The sequence below is a fragment of the Myxococcus dinghuensis genome (assembly GCF_024198235.1).
GTDB lineage: Bacteria > Myxococcota > Myxococcia > Myxococcales > Myxococcaceae > Myxococcus > Myxococcus dinghuensis.
The window spans coordinates 433,244-450,624 of the sequence record NZ_JAKCFB010000004.1 but is presented as its reverse complement, the minus strand read 5'-3'; the positions used below and the strand labels follow the sequence as shown (position 1 = coordinate 450,624).

General features: G+C 69.6%; 8 protein-coding genes. 5 read left to right on the top strand and 3 right to left on the bottom strand.

What is annotated here, in order from left to right:
• The first annotated feature begins 3 nt into the window (after positions 1 to 3).
• From ftsA to ftsZ, 3 genes are all read left to right on the top strand, one after another.
• Positions 4 to 1,236 carry a cell division protein FtsA gene (ftsA, locus tag LZ198_RS08790; protein WP_046715495.1) on the top strand — a complete coding sequence of 411 codons (1,233 nt, stop codon included), beginning with the start codon at positions 4 to 6 and terminating at the stop codon, positions 1,234 to 1,236.
• A gap of 363 nt (positions 1,237 to 1,599) precedes the next feature.
• Complete coding sequence (agmC, locus tag LZ198_RS08785) at positions 1,600 to 10,146, top strand: adventurous gliding motility protein AgmC (protein ID WP_253971438.1); 8,547 nt, start codon at positions 1,600 to 1,602, stop codon at positions 10,144 to 10,146.
• A gap of 439 nt (positions 10,147 to 10,585) precedes the next feature.
• Entirely contained in the window at positions 10,586 to 11,809 is a 1,224-nt protein-coding gene (gene ftsZ / locus LZ198_RS08780) for a cell division protein FtsZ (protein WP_253971437.1), read from the top strand.
• A gap of 31 nt (positions 11,810 to 11,840) precedes the next feature.
• Here the strand turns inward: ftsZ and LZ198_RS08775 are convergent, their stop codons facing one another.
• On the bottom strand, positions 11,841 to 12,185 hold the full coding sequence (locus tag LZ198_RS08775; RefSeq protein WP_407667386.1) for a hypothetical protein: 345 nt from the start codon (positions 12,183 to 12,185) through the stop codon (positions 11,841 to 11,843).
• Positions 12,186 to 12,402: 217 nt separating this feature from the next.
• Between LZ198_RS08775 and LZ198_RS08770 the strand changes: the two genes are divergently transcribed.
• Entirely contained in the window at positions 12,403 to 13,191 is a 789-nt protein-coding gene (locus LZ198_RS08770; protein ID WP_253971435.1) for an enoyl-CoA hydratase/isomerase family protein, read from the top strand.
• Between the two features lie 31 nt (positions 13,192 to 13,222).
• Here LZ198_RS08770 and LZ198_RS08765 read toward each other — a convergent pair whose 3' ends face one another.
• Positions 13,223 to 13,816 carry a response regulator gene (locus tag LZ198_RS08765; RefSeq protein WP_002634367.1) on the bottom strand — a complete coding sequence of 198 codons (594 nt, stop codon included), beginning with the start codon at positions 13,814 to 13,816 and terminating at the stop codon, positions 13,223 to 13,225.
• 99 nt (positions 13,817 to 13,915) lie between these two features.
• On the bottom strand, positions 13,916 to 15,679 hold the full coding sequence (locus LZ198_RS08760) for an FHA domain-containing protein (protein ID WP_253971434.1): 1,764 nt from the start codon (positions 15,677 to 15,679) through the stop codon (positions 13,916 to 13,918).
• Positions 15,680 to 15,886: 207 nt separating this feature from the next.
• Between LZ198_RS08760 and LZ198_RS08755 the strand changes: the two genes are divergently transcribed.
• Entirely contained in the window at positions 15,887 to 17,350 is a 1,464-nt protein-coding gene (locus LZ198_RS08755) for a rhomboid family intramembrane serine protease (protein ID WP_323382179.1), read from the top strand.
• The last annotated feature ends 31 nt before the right edge of the window (positions 17,351 to 17,381 follow it).

The following is a 17,381-nucleotide window of genomic DNA, read 5'->3' as shown; positions in this document are numbered from 1 at the left end:
GTCATGGCGAAGCAGAAGTCGGGGGAGATCATTGTCGGCCTCGACATCGGCACGACGAAGATTTGCGCCATCGTCGGGGAGCTGACCGACAGCGGTATCGACATCATCGGTATCGGGACGCATCCGTCGAAGGGGCTGCGCAAGGGCGTGGTGGTGAACATCGAGGCGACCGTCTCCTCCATCCGCCGCGCGATCGAAGAGGCGGAGCTGATGGCGGGCGCGGAGATTTCGCACGTCTACACGGGCATCGCCGGTGGCCACATCAAGGGGTTCAATTCCCAGGGCATCGTGGCGGTGAAGGACAAGGAGGTCCGCGAGGCGGACATCGCGCGCGTCATCGACGCGGCGAAGGCGGTGGCCATCCCGCTGGACCGGGAGGTCATCCACGTCCTGCCCCAGGAGTTCATCATCGACGACCAGGGGGGCATCAAGGAGCCCCTGGGCATGGCGGGGGTCCGCCTGGAGGCCAAGGTCCACATCGTGACCGGGGCCGTGTCGAGCGCGCAGAACATCGTCAAGTGCGCCAACCGCACGGGGCTCAACGTCTCCGACATCGTGCTGCAGCCGCTGGCGAGCGCCGAGGCGGTGCTGGGCGAGGACGAGAAGGAGCTGGGCGTGTGCCTCGTCGACATCGGCGGCGGCACGACGGACATCGCCATCTTCTCCGGCGGCTCCATCGTCCACACGGCGGTGATTGCGTTGGGCGGCAACAACCTCACGAGCGACATCGCCATCGGCCTGCGCACGCCGGCCCACGAGGCGGAGCGCATCAAGCAGAAGTACGGCTGCGCGCTGGCGTCGCTCATCAACAAGGACGACACCATCGAAGTGCCCAGCGTGGGGGGGCGTCAGCCCCGCGTGCTCGGGCGGCAGATCCTCTGCGAGATCCTCGAGCCGCGCGTGGAGGAGATCTTCCAGCTCGTCCACCGCGAAATCCAGAAGTGCGGCTACGAGGACCTGCTGGCCTCGGGCGTGGTGATTACGGGTGGCTCCACGCTGCTGGCGGGCATGCCGGAGCTGGCGGAAGAGGTGCTCGGGCTGCCGGTGCGCCGGGGGATGCCTCGCGGCATCGGCGGGTTGGTGGACGTGGTGAAGAGCCCCATGTACGCCACGGGCGTGGGCCTGGTCGTCTACGGTGCCAAGCACCTGGACCGGCGCATGTTCCGCATCCGCGAGGAGAACGTGTACAAGAAGGTCAAGGGCCGCATGCGCGAGTGGCTCGAGGAAATCTTCTAGCGACCCGGGCCCAGGCCCGACGCAGGTGAGGGGCTCTCCGGAAGGGGGGCCCCTTTCGCGTTTCGGGGGCCCGCGTCACACCCCCGGTGGGGGCCGAGGCCGCGTTCCGGAGGGACGCTGACACGTCAGCGGGGCTCGCGACTTCGCGGGTTGACGGGTCAAGTCGTGCCGTTGCGGGGCCGGGGGGATCTGGTTTCCAGAATCTGGATCCGTGAACCGGATCCGCTCCTCCGAGGGGCAGACGGGCTGGGTTGGAACCCCCTGTAAATGCGCCCGGACGGGAAGTGGACGAGCGGTGGCTCCTGGATTGCTATGCGCACTCACCACCGGCGGGGCCCCATCCCACTCCGCGTGGCATCGCATATGACTCCGAACCCACACACTCCTACTTCGCTGACCGAGCAGCGTCGGGCCCGAACCCGGCTGCCCGCCATCGGCATGCTGGCGCTGCTATGCGCCGCGCTGGTGGCCCCCGCTGCTCACGCGGCCGCCGACACCTTCCACCTGGGCGACGGCTCCGATGGCGCGCTCACCGTCAATGCCGCGAACACGGTCGTCAACACGTATACACGTGTGACGGCGAGTGCCCCGGCGGGGCAGAACTTCGTGACCCCCGCCAGCACCACGGGCTTCGCCGTGGGAGACCTCGTGTTGGTCTACCAGATGGCGGGCCTGTCGGTGACGCAGGCGCCTTCGGGTAGCCAGACCGCCATCGACCTCGGAACGGTCCTGGGTGGCGCGGTGGGCCGGTGGCAATTCGGGAGGCTGAGCTCGGTCTCCGGTGGTCGCCTCACCTTCACTCAACCTCTGACGGTGGCCTTCATTGGAGACCCCGACCGCACCATCACCCAGGCCATTCGAGTGCCTGAGTACAGCACCGTCACGGTGAACGGCGCAGGCAGCCTGGTCGCCAAGCAGTGGGATGGCACGACGGGTGGTGTGCTCATCTTCCTCGCGACGGGCGCGGTGAACAACGCGGGCACCATCTCCGCGACCAACAGAGGGTTTCGCGGGGGCATCTTCACCAACGGAGATGGAGATGACTGTGTCGGACTGAATGAGCTGGCACCGGGTGGCGCATACAAGGGCGAGGGTTTGTCGCTCTCGAACTATGACGATACCTATGACTTCCCTGACGGCTCGACGGGTTACGGCAACGTCGCCAACGGTGCGGGTGGCGGCATCTGCCACAACTCGGGCGGCGGCGGTGGCAGCAGCGCGGGGGCGGGCGGCAAGGGTGGTCGCACGTGGGTGGGGGATGGGACTCCGTCGCGTGACGTGGGCGGCCGGGGTGGCGCGCGCATCGACTTCAATCCCGTTGACCACCTGCTCCTCGGAGGTGGTGGCGGCGCAGGTCACAGCAACGACGATACGGGTGGTGCTGGGCGCTCCGGTGGCGGCATCGTGTTCATCCGCGCGGCCTCTCTGGCGGGCGCGGGCTCCATCACCGCGGATGGTGTCGCGGGAGAGAATTCTCGGGATCAGGGCAACGACGCGGCCGGCGGTGGTGGCGCGGGCGGTACGCTCTATCTGCGCTTCACGGGCACCCTGAACTGCGGCGCCAACACGATGTCCGCGCGTGGTGGTAACGGTGGCAGCACCCCGTTCGACCAGCACGGCACGGGTGGTGGTGGTGGTGGTGGTCGCATCCTGCTCCAGGGCAGCACGGTGACCTGTACGCCGTCCGTCGTGGGCGGCCTTCCGGGTACGCAGCCGACGGCGTCCGCGCCGGACGGGCTCACCTACGGCGCGATTGCGGGTAGCCCTGGTGTCATCACCACGCTTGCTGGCGGCTTCGTCACGCCGGTGGCCCCGGTGGTCATCACGCCGGCTAACGGCTCCATCACGGGTGTTCGTCCGCCCATCACGGGTACCGCGACACCGAACTCGTCGGTCGTCATCTCCGTCGACGGTGTGGTGCTGGCCACCGTCACGGCGGACCCCTCGGGTAACTTCACGTACACGCCGACGGCGGACCTGACCGTGGGGAACCACACGGTGAACGCAGTGTCCGTGTTGAACGGCGCTACGAGCCCGGTGAGCAACACCAACACCTTCACCGTGGCTTCCGACACGACGCCCCCGGACACGACCATCGTGACGGGCCCCTCGTCGCCGACGAACAGCACGACGGCGAACTTCACGTTCTCCTCGAACGAGAGCCCGGTGACGTACCAGTGCTCGCTGGACGGCGCCGCCTACGTCGCCTGCACGGCCTCGCAGAGCTATACGGGCCTGGCGCAGGGCAACCACACCTTGTCCGTGCGCGCTCGGGACGCCGCGGGCAACGTGGACCCGACGCCCGCGACCCACGCCTGGACCGTGGACACCTCGGCCCCGGACACGACCATCGTGACGGGCCCCTCGTCGCCGACGAGCAGCACGACGGCGAACTTCACGTTCTCCTCGAACGAGAGCCCGGTGACGTACCAGTGCTCGCTGGATGGCGCGGCCTATGTCGCCTGCACGGCCTCGCAGAGCTTCACGGGGCTGGCGCAAGGCAACCACACCCTGTCCGTGCGCGCGGTGGATGCGGCGGGCAACGTGGACCCGACGCCCGCGACCCACGCCTGGACCGTGGACACCTCGGCCCCGGACACGACCATCGTGACGGGCCCCTCGTCGCCGACGAGCAGCACGACGGCGAACTTCACGTTCTCCTCGAACGAGAGCCCGGTGACGTACCAGTGCTCGCTGGACGGCGCGGCCTATGTCGCCTGCACGGCCTCGCAGAGCTTCACGGGGCTGGCGCAAGGCAACCACACCCTGTCCGTGCGCGCGGTGGATGCGGCGGGCAACGTGGACCCGACGCCCGCGACCCACGCCTGGACCGTGGACACCTCGCCCCCGGACACGACCATCGTGACGGGTCCGGCGCCGGTCACGACCAGCACGACGGCGAACTTCACGTTCTCCTCGAACGAGAGCCCGGTGACGTACCAGTGCTCGCTGGATGGTGCCGCCTACGTCGCCTGCACGGCGTCGCAGAGCTACACGGGCCTGGCGCAGGGCAACCACACCCTGTCCGTGCGCGCGGTGGACGCGGCGGGCAACGTGGACCCGACGCCCGCGAACCGCTCGTGGACGGTGGACAACGTTCCGCCGGACACGACCATCGTCAGTGGCCCCCCGTCGCCTTCGAACTCGAACGTGGCCAACTTCGACTTCAGCTCGAACGAGACCAACGTGACCTACGAGTGCCGCCTGGACGGTGAGGCGCTCTTCACGCCGTGCTCGGACCCGCGGATCATCACGGGCCTTTCGCAGGGCAACCACACGCTCGAGGTCCGTGCCGTCGACGCGGCGGGCAACGTGGACCCGACGCCCGCGACCTACTCGTGGACCGTGGACACCACGCGGCCCGAGACGACCATCGTCAGCGGCCCCCCCGCGACGACCAACTCCACCACGGCGACCTTCGACTTCGACTCCAACGAGAGCCCCGTGACGTACCGCTGCTCGCTGGATGGTGGCCCGTTCGTCGCCTGCGTGGACGGCCAGAGCTACAGCGGCCTGTCGGACGGCCCGCACCGCCTGGAGGTGTACGCGGTGGACGCGGCGGGCAACGCGGATGACACGCCCGCGGTGCACACGTGGACGGTCAACACCCAGGAGCCCAACACCCTCATCGTCAGCGGCCCCGCGCCGGTGACGAACGCGACCTCCGCGACGTTCGACCTGGACCAGGAGAACGGTGGCGTGCGGTACGAGTGCAGCCTGGATGGCGCTCCGTTCACGACCTGCACGGACCCGGTGACGTTCACGGGCCTGGCGGAGGGGAGCCACACGCTGCGCGCTCGCGCGGTCAACGCCATTGGCACTGCGGACTCGACTCCCGCGACCTACTCGTGGACCGTCGACCTGACGCCGCCGCAGGCGCCGACCATCACCTCGCCCGCCGACGAGGCCGTAGTGAACGACTCGACGCCCACCATCACGGGCACGGGTGAGCCGGGCAGCTCCATCACCCTGACGATCGATGGCGAGACGTACGGCCCCATCCCGGTGGACGTGGATGGCAACTGGACCTTCGACATCCCGGACGAGGATGCGCTCGACGAGGGCGAGTACGAGGTCTCCGTCACCAGCACGGATGGCGCTGGCAACACCAACGGCCCGGTGACCAGCACCTTCACCGTGGACCTGACGGCGCCCAACACGCTCATCGTCTCCGGCCCGTCTCCCCTGACGCAATCGACGACGGCGACCTTCGACTTCGACCAGGAGAACGGTGGCGTCCGTTACGAGTGCAGCCTGGACGGCGGCGCCTACGCGGCCTGCACGGACCCGGTGACCTTCACGGGGCTGGCGGACGGCCCGCACACCCTGAACGTTCGCGCGGTGGACGCCGCGGGCAACGTGGACCCGACGCCGGCCTCGCACACGTGGACGGTGGACACGACGCCGCCGGATACGTTCATCGACGCCGGTCCGGCCCCGGTGACCAACTCGCAGTCCGGCACCTTCGACTTCCGGGCCACCGAGACGGCCACCTACGAGTGCAGCATCGACGGCGCGGCCTATGTCGCGTGCTCGGACCCCAGCACCTTCGAGGGCTTCGCCGAGGGTGAGCACACCCTCCTGGTGCGCGCGGTGGACGCCGCGGGCAACGTGGACCCGACGCCCGCCCAGTACACGTGGGAGGTGGACCTCACGCCGCCGCTGGTTCCGACCATCGTCACTCCGGCGGACGGGGCCATCCTGAACACGGGCGTGGTGACCATCTCCGGCACCGCGACGGGCGGCGCCACGAGCGTGACGCTGACGCTCAACGGCACCGTCTACGAGGACATCCCGGTGGATGGTGCTGGCAACTGGACCTTCACGCCGCCCGTGACGCTGGGCGACAACCTGTACAACGTCTCCGTGGTGGCCCATGACGACGCGGGCAACACCAGCGGCCCGGCCACGTCCACCTTCCGCGTGGACGGCACGCCGCCGGATACGTTCATCGACTCGGGGCCCGCCCCGCTGACGAACGCGACGACGGCGACGTTCGACTTCTCCTCCAACGAGAGCCCCGTCACCTACGAGTGCAGCCTGGACGGCGGTCCGTTCACGGCCTGCACGGACCCGGTGAACTTCACGGGCCTGGCGGAGGGGAGCCACACCCTGCGCGTGCGCGCGGTGGACTCGGGTGGTTCCGAGGACGCGACGCCCGCCACGCACACGTGGACCGTGGACACCACGCCTCCGGTGGTGGCCGTCGTCGGCCCTGCTGACGGCGAGGTGGTCGGGACGAGCTCGCCCACGTACACGGGCACCTCGGAGCCGAACGCCGAGGTGACGGTGTCGGTGGACGGCGTGGTGGTCGGGACCGTGACGGCGGACCCGTCCGGCAACTGGTCGCTCGGCCCCGTCGGCCCGCTGTCGGAAGGCGCGCACGCGGTGACCGCGACCGCCACGGACGAGGCGGGCAACACCAGCGCTCCGGACCGCAACGACTTCACCGTCGACGCGCTCCCTCCGGAGACCGTGCTGACCTCGACGCCGCCGGCGGTGACCAACGCCACCGACGCCACGTTCGAGTTCTCCTCCGACGAGCCCAACGTCACCTACGAGTGCAGCCTGGACGGTGGCCCGTTCACCGCCTGCCCCAACCCGTACGAGCTGGAGAACCTCCCCGAGGGCGAGCACACCCTGCAGGTGCGCGCGGTCGACCCGGGTGGCGACACGGACCCGACGCCGGCCTCCTACACGTGGACGGTGGACACCACGCCGCCGAACACGCTCATCGTGAGCGGCCCGCCGCTGACGGACGCGCCTTCCTCGGCGACGTTCGACTTCGACCAGGAGAACGGCGGCGTGCGGTACGAGTGCAGCCTGGACGGCGCGGCCTTCGCGAGCTGCACCGACCCGGTCACCTTCACCAACCTGGCTTCGGGGGCGCACACCCTCGAGGTGCGGGCGGTGGATGCGGCGGGCAACGTCGACCCGACGCCCGCGACCTACAACTGGTCGGTCAGCGTCGACAGCGACGGTGACGGCCTCTCCGACGCGGAGGAGATCGCCCGCGGCACGGACCCGAACAACCCCGACACGGACGGCGACGGCGTGCCGGACGGCATCGAGGTGCTGGTCGGCCACACGGACCCGCTCGACGACGACTCGGATGACGACGGTCTGCTCGACGGCACCGAGGATGCCAACCACAACGGCATCGTCGACGAGGGCGAGACCGACCCGACGAAGGTGGATACGGACGGCGACGGCCTGCAGGACGGCACGGAGCTGGGCCTCACCGAGCCCGAGGGTGACGACACCGACCTGACGGTCTTCATCCCCGACGCGGACCCGACCACGACCACGGACCCGCTCAACGTCGACACCGACGGTGGCAGCGTGCGTGACGGCGTGGAGGACGCGAACCACAACGGCCGCGTCGACGCGGGCGAGACCGATCCGAACGTCGCGGCGGACGACATCGACTCCGACCTCGACGGCATCAGCGACGAGCGTGAAATCGAGCTGGGCCTCGACCCGCACGACGCCGACACGGATGACGACGGCGTGCCGGACGGCGAGGACGGCATCACGGACACGGACGGGGACGGCCTCATCGACGCCCTCGACCCGGACAGCGACAACGACGGCATCTACGACGGCACCGAGGTCGGTGTGACGCGCGAGACGGCGCCTCCGGGCACCAACGTCGACTCGCCCAACTTCCGTCCGGACGCCGACCCGTCCACCACCACCGACCCGAAGAACCCGGACACGGACAAGGACGGGTTGAAGGATGGTGAGGAGGACGCGAACCACGACGGCCGCAGGGACGCGACCGAGACCGACCCGAACAACCCGGACACGGACGGCGACGCGCTCAGCGATGGCGTCGAGGTCCGCGGCTCGAACGCCACCAACCCCCTCGACCCGGACACGGACAAGGACGGGCTGTGGGACGGTGCCGAGGACGCCAACCACAACGGCAGCTTCGACAACGGTGAGACGGACCCGAACAACCGTGACACGGACTTCGGCGGCGTCAGCGACGGCGACGAGGTCGCCGGTGGCAGCAACCCGCTGGACGGCAACGACGACTACGTGGTCGTGGGCCACGGCTGCAGCACTGGCGGGGCGGGGACGTTCGCGCCGCTGGCGCTGATGCTGCTCGCGCTGCCCCTGTTCCGCCGTCTGCGCCGCCAGGGTGGCGGCGTGGTGGCGGGGGTCGCCGGGAGCGTCGTCCTGGCGGGGGCGCTCGTGGCGCAGCCCGCCCAGGCGCAGGTGACGCGGCCGGTGGCGTCGCAGGCCATCGACGTGCAGCGCTACAAGCCCGGCCCGGGCGCCGAGGACATCCTCGGGCTGCACAGCGCGCGGGTGCAGCGACACCTCGGCTTCAACCTCGGGGTGTCCATCAACTACGCGAACAAGCCGCTCAACTTCCTGGACCCTCGCTCGGACCGGTTCATCACCGCGTTGGTGAGCCGGCAGCTCGGCCTGGACCTGATGGGCGCCATCGGCCTGTTCGACCGCTTCGAGCTGGGCGTGGTGCTCCCGGTGACCATCCAGGACTCGGACGCGGCGCCGGAGGTGGACCCTTCCTTCGCGCAGGGCGTGGGCTCCGGGGGCGTGGGTGACCTGCGCCTGGTGCCCAAGGCCCGGCTGCTGGACGGGGACGACTTCGGCCTCGCGCTGGCGGTGCCGGTGGTGCTGCCCACGGGCGGCGAGTCGGACTTCCTCGGCGGCTCGGGCGTGGCGGTGCAGCCCCGGCTGGTCGCGGAGTACGGCCAGAAGCTGCGCTTCGCGGCCAACGTCGGCTTCGACTTCCGCAAGAAGCAGCAGCTGCGCAACCTGACCGCGGGCAACGCGTTCACCTACGGCGTGGGCGCGGAGGTGCCCTTCTCGCTGGGCCAGCTCCCGCTGTCGCTGGAGGCGACGGTGCTGGGCGCGGTGGGGCTGGCGGAGCAGGACACGGAGGAGATGCCCCTGGAGCTGCTGGCGGCGTTGAAGTACCGCGCCGCGAGTGGCCTCACCGCGCACCTCGGCGGTGGCCCGGGCCTCACCCGCGGCTACGGAACGCCGGGCTACCGGCTGCTGGCGGGCTTCGGCTGGAGCCCCCCGCCCGAGCCGAAGAAGCCCGCGCCCCCCGCGCCCGTCGACACCGACGGCGACGGCCTGACGGACGAGAACGACGCCTGCCCCACGCAGCCGGAGGACAAGGACGGCTTCCAGGACACGGACGGTTGCCCCGACCCGGACAACGACCAGGACGGCATCCCCGACGTGGCCGACAAGTGCGTGAACGAGCCGGAGACGGTCAACGGCTTCCAGGACGAGGACGGCTGCCCCGACGAGGCCCCGCCGGTCGACTCCGACGGCGACGGCATCATGGACCCGCAGGACAAGTGCCCCATGCAGCCGGAGGACAAGGACGGCTTCCAGGACGAGGACGGCTGCCCCGACCCGGACAACGACCGGGACGGCATCCCCGACGTCGCGGACAAGTGCCCGCTCGAGCCGGAGACCATCAACGGCGTGGAGGACGAGGACGGCTGCCCGGACAAGGGCAAGGTCAAGGTCCAGGTGGATGGCGAGCGCATCGTCATCCTGGAGAAGGTCTACTTCGCCACGGGCAAGGACATCATCCTGCCGCGCTCGTTCCCGCTGCTGAAGCAGGTGGCCGCGGTGCTGCGCGCCAACCCGCAGGTGGAGCTGCTCCGGGTGGAGGGCCATACGGACAACCAGGGCAAGCCCGCGTCCAACATGGACCTGTCCAACCGCCGCGCCGCCAACGTGCGCGCCTTCCTCGTCAAGGAAGGCATCGACGCGGCCCGCCTGGAGTCCGCGGGCTACGGCCAGACGAAGCCGGTGGACACGAACAAGACGGCGGCGGGCCGTGAGAACAACCGCCGCGTCGAGTTCACCATCCTCCGTGTGGGCAAGGTCGAGGTGGAGCGCGAGAGCCCCTGAGACATGTGAAACACCGGGGGCGCCCACCGCGGCGCTCCCGGGTTGAGGATGGGTGTTGAAAGAGAGGGTGGCTCCGAACGGGATGTCGGGGCCACCCTCGGTTTTTTCGGAGAGTCCGGGACGTCATCCCAGGTCGCATGGCGGTGGGGCGCCGCGAGGACCCACGCGTGTGTTTCGGGGGTTGTTCGAAGGTGGACGTATCTGCGATATCACGACCTCACGGGGCGCCCGGCCACCGTGAGTCAAGAGGGGGGAATCCGCGCCCGCGCGCTGTCTCCCGGGGTCGAGGTCGTCTCGTAAGTCCGCGTCAGGACTCGGCGGCGCAGCATCCCGCTACAGGTGCGTAGCGGAATACTTGCCAAAGAGTGGGACTTGCTGATGATTGTGGAGGTTGGAGGCCCGCGCGCTGCACCGCGTGACGCCTGCCGAAAGGACCGCCATGGACCAGTTCGACCAGAACAAGCAGGCCGCCAAGATTCGGGTGGTGGGGGCAGGTGGGGCCGGCTGCAACGCGGTCAACACGATGATTCTGTCCAAGTTGGACCGCGTGGACTTCATCGCGGCCAACACGGATATCCAGGCGCTGGCCGCCAGCAAGGCGCCCACGCGGCTGCAACTGGGCCAGACGCTGACCAAGGGCCTGGGCGCGGGCGCGAACCCGGAGATGGGCCGCGAGGCCGCCCTGGAGTCCCGCGACCAGATTGCCGCCGTGCTCGAGGGCGCGGACATGGTCTTCGTCACCGCCGGCATGGGTGGCGGCACGGGCACGGGCGCCGCGCCCATCATCGCGGACATCGCCAAGAGCCTGGGCTGCCTCACGGTGGGCGTCGTCACCAAGCCCTTCCTCTTCGAAGGCAACAAGCGCCGCAAGCAGGCCGAGCAGGGCATCGTCGAGCTCAAGGCCGCGGTCGACACCCTCATCACGATTCCGAACCAGCGGCTCCTGTCGCTCTCCAACGCGCCCATGCCGCTGCTGGAGACCTTCAAGCGCGCCGACGAGGTGCTGCTGAATGCCGTGCAGGGCATCAGCGACCTCATCCAGTACCACGGCTACATCAACGTCGACTTCGCCGACGTGAAGACCATCATGAGCGACAAGGGTCTGGCGCTCATGGGCACCGGCCACTCCTCCGGCGAGAAGCGCGCGCTCACCGCCATGCAGCAGGCCATCGCGAGCCCGCTGCTGGAGGACGTCTCCATCGACGGCGCGACGGGCCTGCTCATCAACATCACCGGCGGCCGGGACATGACGCTCCAGGAGGTCAACGAGGCGTTGACCCTGGTCCATGACGCCGCGGACAGCGAGGCGGAGATCATCTTCGGCTCGCTCATCGACGAGAACATCCAGGACGAGGTGAAGATCACCATCATCGCCACGGGCTTCGTGCACCGGGATGCGCCGAAGGTGCGTCCGGTGGCTCCCGTGGTGCAGGTGCCGCTGGCGCGTCCGCCGCAGCAGTCCGTGCTGGTGGGCACTCGCGAGGAGGTCGCCAGCCTGGTGCCCGCGAAGGGTGGGTCGCCGCGTCCGCTCGCCGCGGTGGACAGCAGCAAGGCCGTCAGCAACCGCACCGCGGTGGTGAAGGACGCCGCGCTGCCGCTGGACGAGGACCAGTTCGACATCCCCACGTTCCTGCGTCGGCAGGGACAGACGGAGCTGCCGTAGTCGCTCGCGGAAGGCCGCTCCTCGCGCGCCTCTAGCGGGCGGGGAGCTGGGCCACGCTGGCCTCGTCGCGCCCGGAGAGCTTGTCGGCGCGAGCGAAGAGGCCGTCGAGCTCCTCGTAGAGCGCGTCGATGCGCTCCTGCTTGCGAGGCGCCGGAATCACGCCGCCCCCGGACAGCTCCTCCAGCCGGGCATGGGCGCGCTGGAGCAACTGGAGCGCCTTGAGCAGCGCCAGGCCGCGTCGCGTGCCTTCATGGGTGAAGAGCGTGCCGCTCTGCGTGAGGGCCTCGAGCGTGCCGCGGACGCTGCGCACCCGGTCCGACTGGCGGGTGCGGTAGAGGTCCAGCCTGCGTGCGCGGCGCGCGCCGTGGAGATCCACGACGGCCACTTCGGTGCCTGAAGAGGTGGGGGGCTTCACGTGGGACAAGGTACGCCATGCCTTCGCAAGTCCGCAAATTTACGGGATTGTAGGGACCTGTTGCACGGAAGGCAGCTCCCTGGGCGCGCGTGGGGGCGGCGGACAGGTCCGGGGGGGTGCACGCGACGCGTGCTTGACGCGCCGCGGGGCCATGGCCGACGTTGCCGGGCCACCCATCATGAACGAGGGAGTCCAGGTGGAGCCGTCGCTGGAGGTCGAGGACCGGGAGGGAGGCGTCCGTGTCCTCACGCTGTCGAACCCCGCGCGCCGCAACGCGCTCGATGACACGTTGCTGTCCCGGTTGGACGCCGCGCTGGAGCCCGCGCCGCAGGTGCGGGCGCTGCTGGTGCGCAGCGTGGGCAACACCTTCTGCGCGGGCTACGACCTGACGCACCTGGGGCCGCCACGCGCGGACGGGCGGCTGCCTGACGATGCCCTGGTGGCCTGCCTGCTCAAGCTGGAGTCCCATCCGGTGCCGAGCGTGGCCCTGGTGCAGGGCGCGGCGGTGGGCGCGGGCTTCGACCTGGCGGCCGCGTGTGACTTCCGGGTGGGGACGCCCGAGGCGGCGTTCCTCATGCCGCCCGCGCGGCTGGGCATCGTCTATTCGCCGGAGGGGTTGGCTCGTGCCACGCGGCTGGTGGGGTTCTCCCGGGCCAAGCAGCTCTTCCTCACCGCGCGGAAGCTGGGCGCGAGGGACGCGCTCGACTGGGGGCTGTTGGACGCGTGCCTGGACGCGCCGGAGGCGGAGGCCCACGCGCTGGCGCTGTGCGGGACGCTCGCGGGGCATGCGCCTGGGGCTGTCGCGGGGATGAAGGAGTCCTTCGTGCTGCTGTCGCGGGCTCCGCTCGGCGAGGTGGAGCGGGCTCGGCTGCGCGCGCTTCGCGCGACGGCCTTCGGCAGCGAGGACGCGAAGGAGGGGCGGGCGGCCTTCCTCGAGAAGCGTCCGCCCCGCTTCACCGGCCGCTAGTCACGGCGGCCGGCGAGGCGGTGTCGGGGCATCAGGTGTCGCCGAACAGCTCGCCCATGCGCAGTTGCAGCGCCGAGGCGATCTTGTACAGCGACGAGATGGACGCGGAGGACTCCGCGCGTTCGATCTGCGAGAGCAGCGACACGGACAGGCCGGTGCGCCGCGCGAGCTGCTTGAGGGTCAGCTCCTGCGTCTTGCGGGCGTCGCGGATGGTGCGACCGATGGCCCGGTGCAGGTCCGCCTCCGGGTCCTGCGACAGCCCCTTCTTCTGGAGGGCGTTGCGGACCGCGGTGATGAACTGCTCCGGCTCCATGGGCTTCTTGACGTAGTCCGAAGCCTGGGCCTTGAGCGAAGCGACCGCGGTGTCCACCGTGGGGTAGGCGGTGGCGACGATGACGGCGACGTCCGTATCGTACTTGCGGATCTGCTCCAGCACCTCGGTCCCCGACATCTGCGGCATCATCATGTCGAGGATGACGAGGTGGAAGTCGGAGCCACGGAGGATCTCCACCGTCTGCGTGGGGTCCGTCGTGGTCACGACCTCATAGCCTTCGCGGGTCAACACCAGCTTGAGGTAGTCGCAGTTGTCCTGCTCGTCATCAACCACCAGGATGCGAATCTGCACAGCGTCTCCTCGCTGCAGGTGAACAGCATAACGGCCTCACGGGTCCTTTGAGGGGTGGAAGAACCCGGTGGCACACCACCGCATACCACTGCGATTCTGTTACTTCTTGTTTTTCGCGTATTCCTCCAGGAATCCCTTCACGGTTTCGTACCTGGGATGATCAGGGGGCGCGAGTTCCAGGAAGCGACTGTAGTGCTTGGCTCCCTCGGCTAGGTTTCCAGCGCGGGCGAGCGCAGAACCAAGGAACACGTGGCAGTCGACGAGCTTCGGATCGAGCTCAAGGCAGCGTTTGAAGCTCTGAACGGCTTCGTTGTACTTCTTCTCGCCTAGGAGCTTTTTACCCTCATTGAGGGCATTCTCCCCTCCCAAGGTGTCTTGCGCAGTTTGAGTCGCCTTGGGCGGCGTGGTGGGGACGACGGGTTGCGCAGCCTTGGCTTGAGCGACCTCAGCCGCCGCGAGCGCCGTCTCCAGCGACTTACGCTGCTCCTGGAGCCGTTGCGTCTTGGCGGTCTCCTTCAGCGCGGTCTTCACCGCTGCGAACTCGTTGTTCGCCAGCGCGCCGTTCGCGTCGTTCAGCGTCTTCTGGAAAGCCTGTTCCGTCGTGGCCTCCTTGAAGACGACGACCGCCTCGGGAGTCTTGAGGTCCTTCACCAGTGCCGCAGCGCCAGCGAAGTCGAGGCTGGCCATCGCGGTGCGAGCATCCTCGACGATCTTCTTCGGATCCGGCGCCGGGGGAACGACCGGCTGCTCCGGCGGAGCCTGCTCCGCACCGCCCTGATCAGTCGTCGCCTTGCCCGACTCGGGCGGCTTGACCTGCTCGACCGGCGGCTTGATCTGCTCGGCGGGCGGCGGAGTCGGCGTGGACGGCTGCTCCGGCGTGTCCGTCCGCACCGCGACGGGCGGGTTCGGCTGGGTCGTGACCTGGCCCTGGCGCGACATCCACCAGACGACGCCACCGCCACCCAGGAGGATGGCGACGAGGCCCGCGACCAGCGGCAGCTTCGACATGCCGCCTTCGCTGCTCGGGCCGTCATCCGCCGCGTCACCCGCGGCGAGGAAGCGCATCTTCACGTGGCCCAGCTCGATGATGTCTCCGCTGTTCAGGGTGGCCTGGGCGTAGCTCTCGCCGTTGACCGTCATCCCGTTGGCGGACTGCATATCGATGACACGCCACTCGCCCGCATCCTCGCGCACCAGCTTCGCGTGGGTACGCGACAGCGAGCGATGATCCAGCGTGATGTCGTTGTCGTCCGTGCGGCCGATCCGCAGCTCGGTGCGGATGCAGGAGAACTCCTGACCCCGCAGCTCGTCCGGCGACAGGACCACCAGCCGAGGAGCCTCCTCGCTGTCGAGGTCCACCACCTTGCGGGGGCGATCCGCCTCGACGTGGTCCAGCCGGATGATGGAGGTGGAGTTGCGGCGCTTGTCCGCGGAGACCAGCGTCTGGTCGCCCTCCTCCCGACCGGGCGCATCCTCGTCCGAGGTTTTCTCGGCTTCGGATGAGTCCTCGGGCTCCTGTTCCTGCCGGCGCGCCGGAACCTTGGTGGTGATGGCGCCTGGCGCATTCGCGGCGCCTTCGGCCTGGAGTGCCAGGTCGTAGTCGCCGATCTGGATCAGATCGCCCTCACTGAGGGGCGACTGTCCCGCGATGCGCTCGCCGTTGATCCGGGTACCGTTGTAGCTACCCAGGTCCTCCACCACGACATGGCCGTTCAACCGCACCAGTCGTGCGTGACGACGAGAGACGTTCCTTTCCGTCAGGCGGATGGTGTTTCCCTCCTGACGGCCAATGGTGATCTCGTCGCGCACGAAGGGAACAACGGTCTTGCGCCCCTCGTCGTCTTCGATGATGAGCTTCAGCACGGGTCCGATCCGCGTACAGTCATAGCAGAACGGCCTTTCAACGTACAAGTCATGCATCCCCCTCAAAAGACAGGGATTTCTTCCCAGGAGGCGGGACAGACGGGCATGTTGTCCATCGGTCAATCGGCCGGTCAAGGCGATAATCATGTGTGGCCATGGATCACCCTGACCCTCATTTCAGGACTCCTGGCCATCCATGGGGCCCTGATGACACGGGGCGCGGTGGACGTGGATGCCCTGGTGCGCTGGGGTGCGAAGGCGGGGCCGTTGGTGGTGGAGGCGGGGCAGGGGTGGCGCCTGCTGACGGCCAACGTCCTGCACCGGGACGTGCTGCACCTGGCGCTCAACCTGTTGGTGCTGGCCGCGTCCGGCGGGGTGCTGGAGCGGACGTGTCGTCGGAGTGAGTACGCGGCGCTGCTCTGTGTCTCCGGGCTGGCGACCATGTCGGGCTCGCTTGCCTGGTCGGGGGCCGTGAGCGTGGGCGCGTCCGGCCTCGTCTACGGATGCATCGGCGCGTTGCTCGTGCTGGGGCGGCGGCATCGGCTCGAGCGGGCCTCGAAGCTGCGCTGGTTCTCCGGCGAGAGCGCGCTGCCCACGGTCCTCGTCTTCCTGTGGATGGGGTGGACGTCGGTGGGCGTGGACAACGCCGGGCACCTCGGGGGGCTGGTGGCCGGGCTCCTGACGGGGCTGTTCCTGGAGCCTCGCGACGCGCCGACGCGCTCGAGCCGCGCGAAGCCGCTGCTCGGCGTGGGCGTGGCGGTGGTCGTGGCGGCGCTCGTGGTGTGGGAGCGCTCCGGCTGGCGCGTGGAGCGTGATGACGGCTTCGGTGTCTCCGTGGCCATGCCTCAGGGATGGCGGGGAGAGCTGGACGGGCAGGGGCGGCGGACGTTCTCCAACGGCTTGTCGGGCCTGGGGCGCGCGACGTTCTCGGCGGAGGCCATCGAGACGGGGGAGTCGGGCGATGGGTTGTCGCAGGCCCGGCACTTCCTCGAGGAGTCGCTGCCGCTCGGAGCGCCGGGACCGGAGGGACGCGCCGTGGAGGTGCAGGGCCCTTCGACCACGCGCGTGGGCGGGCGGGTGGCCCAACGGCTGCGCGCGGAGCTGGAGGGGCCCGGAGGTCCGCGACAACTGCTCGCGCTCTTCGTGCCCCGGGGCGAGTGGGTGTACCGGCTCGTCTTCACCTGGCCCGCGCAATGGCCCGCATATCAGGACGTCGTCGGGCGCATGGTCGCGGAGCTGCGCTTCGACGAACCCTCCGTGCTGCGCGAGGCGCGGGGCCGCGCGCTGCTGACCCCGGGCGCGCCCGGACCACAGCGGGAACTGGGGGGTGTGTTGCGGCGGCTGGGTCAGCCCCGGGAGGCCATCCTCCCGCTGACGGAGTCCGTGCGGCTGGCCCCCTCGCACGTGGGCACCCGCGTGGAACTGGCGCGGGCGCTGCTCGACGCGGGCCGCGTGGAGGAGGGCTGTCACGCGGCGGATGAGGCGGGGCTGTATGGCCCCTCGGACACGGGGGCGCTGGAGGCGGGCGTCCGCTGCGAGCTGTCGCGGGGTGCCCTCGCGCGAGCGTTGGAGCGACTGGAGGCGGCCCGTCGGGTGGATCCCCAGGACCCGCGCCTGCGCGCCGCGGAGGCCGCGCTGCGCGGGGTGATGGAGGCCTCGAAGCGCGAATAGCGGAGCCGGACGGCCGCATGGCGAGCGTCCG

Bases quoted from the DNA above. Each gene is read 5' to 3' on its own strand.
- ftsZ (WP_253971437.1), top strand. From the start codon at position 10,586: ATGGACCAGTTCGACCAGAACAAGCAGGCCGCCAAGATTCGGGTGGTG.
- LZ198_RS08755 (WP_323382179.1), top strand. From the start codon at position 15,887: ATGACACGGGGCGCGGTGGACGTGGATGCCCTGGTGCGCTGGGGTGCG.
- LZ198_RS08770 (WP_253971435.1), top strand. From the start codon at position 12,403: ATGAACGAGGGAGTCCAGGTGGAGCCGTCGCTGGAGGTCGAGGACCGG.
- ftsA (WP_046715495.1), top strand. From the start codon at position 4: ATGGCGAAGCAGAAGTCGGGGGAGATCATTGTCGGCCTCGACATCGGC.
- agmC (WP_253971438.1), top strand. From the start codon at position 1,600: ATGACTCCGAACCCACACACTCCTACTTCGCTGACCGAGCAGCGTCGG.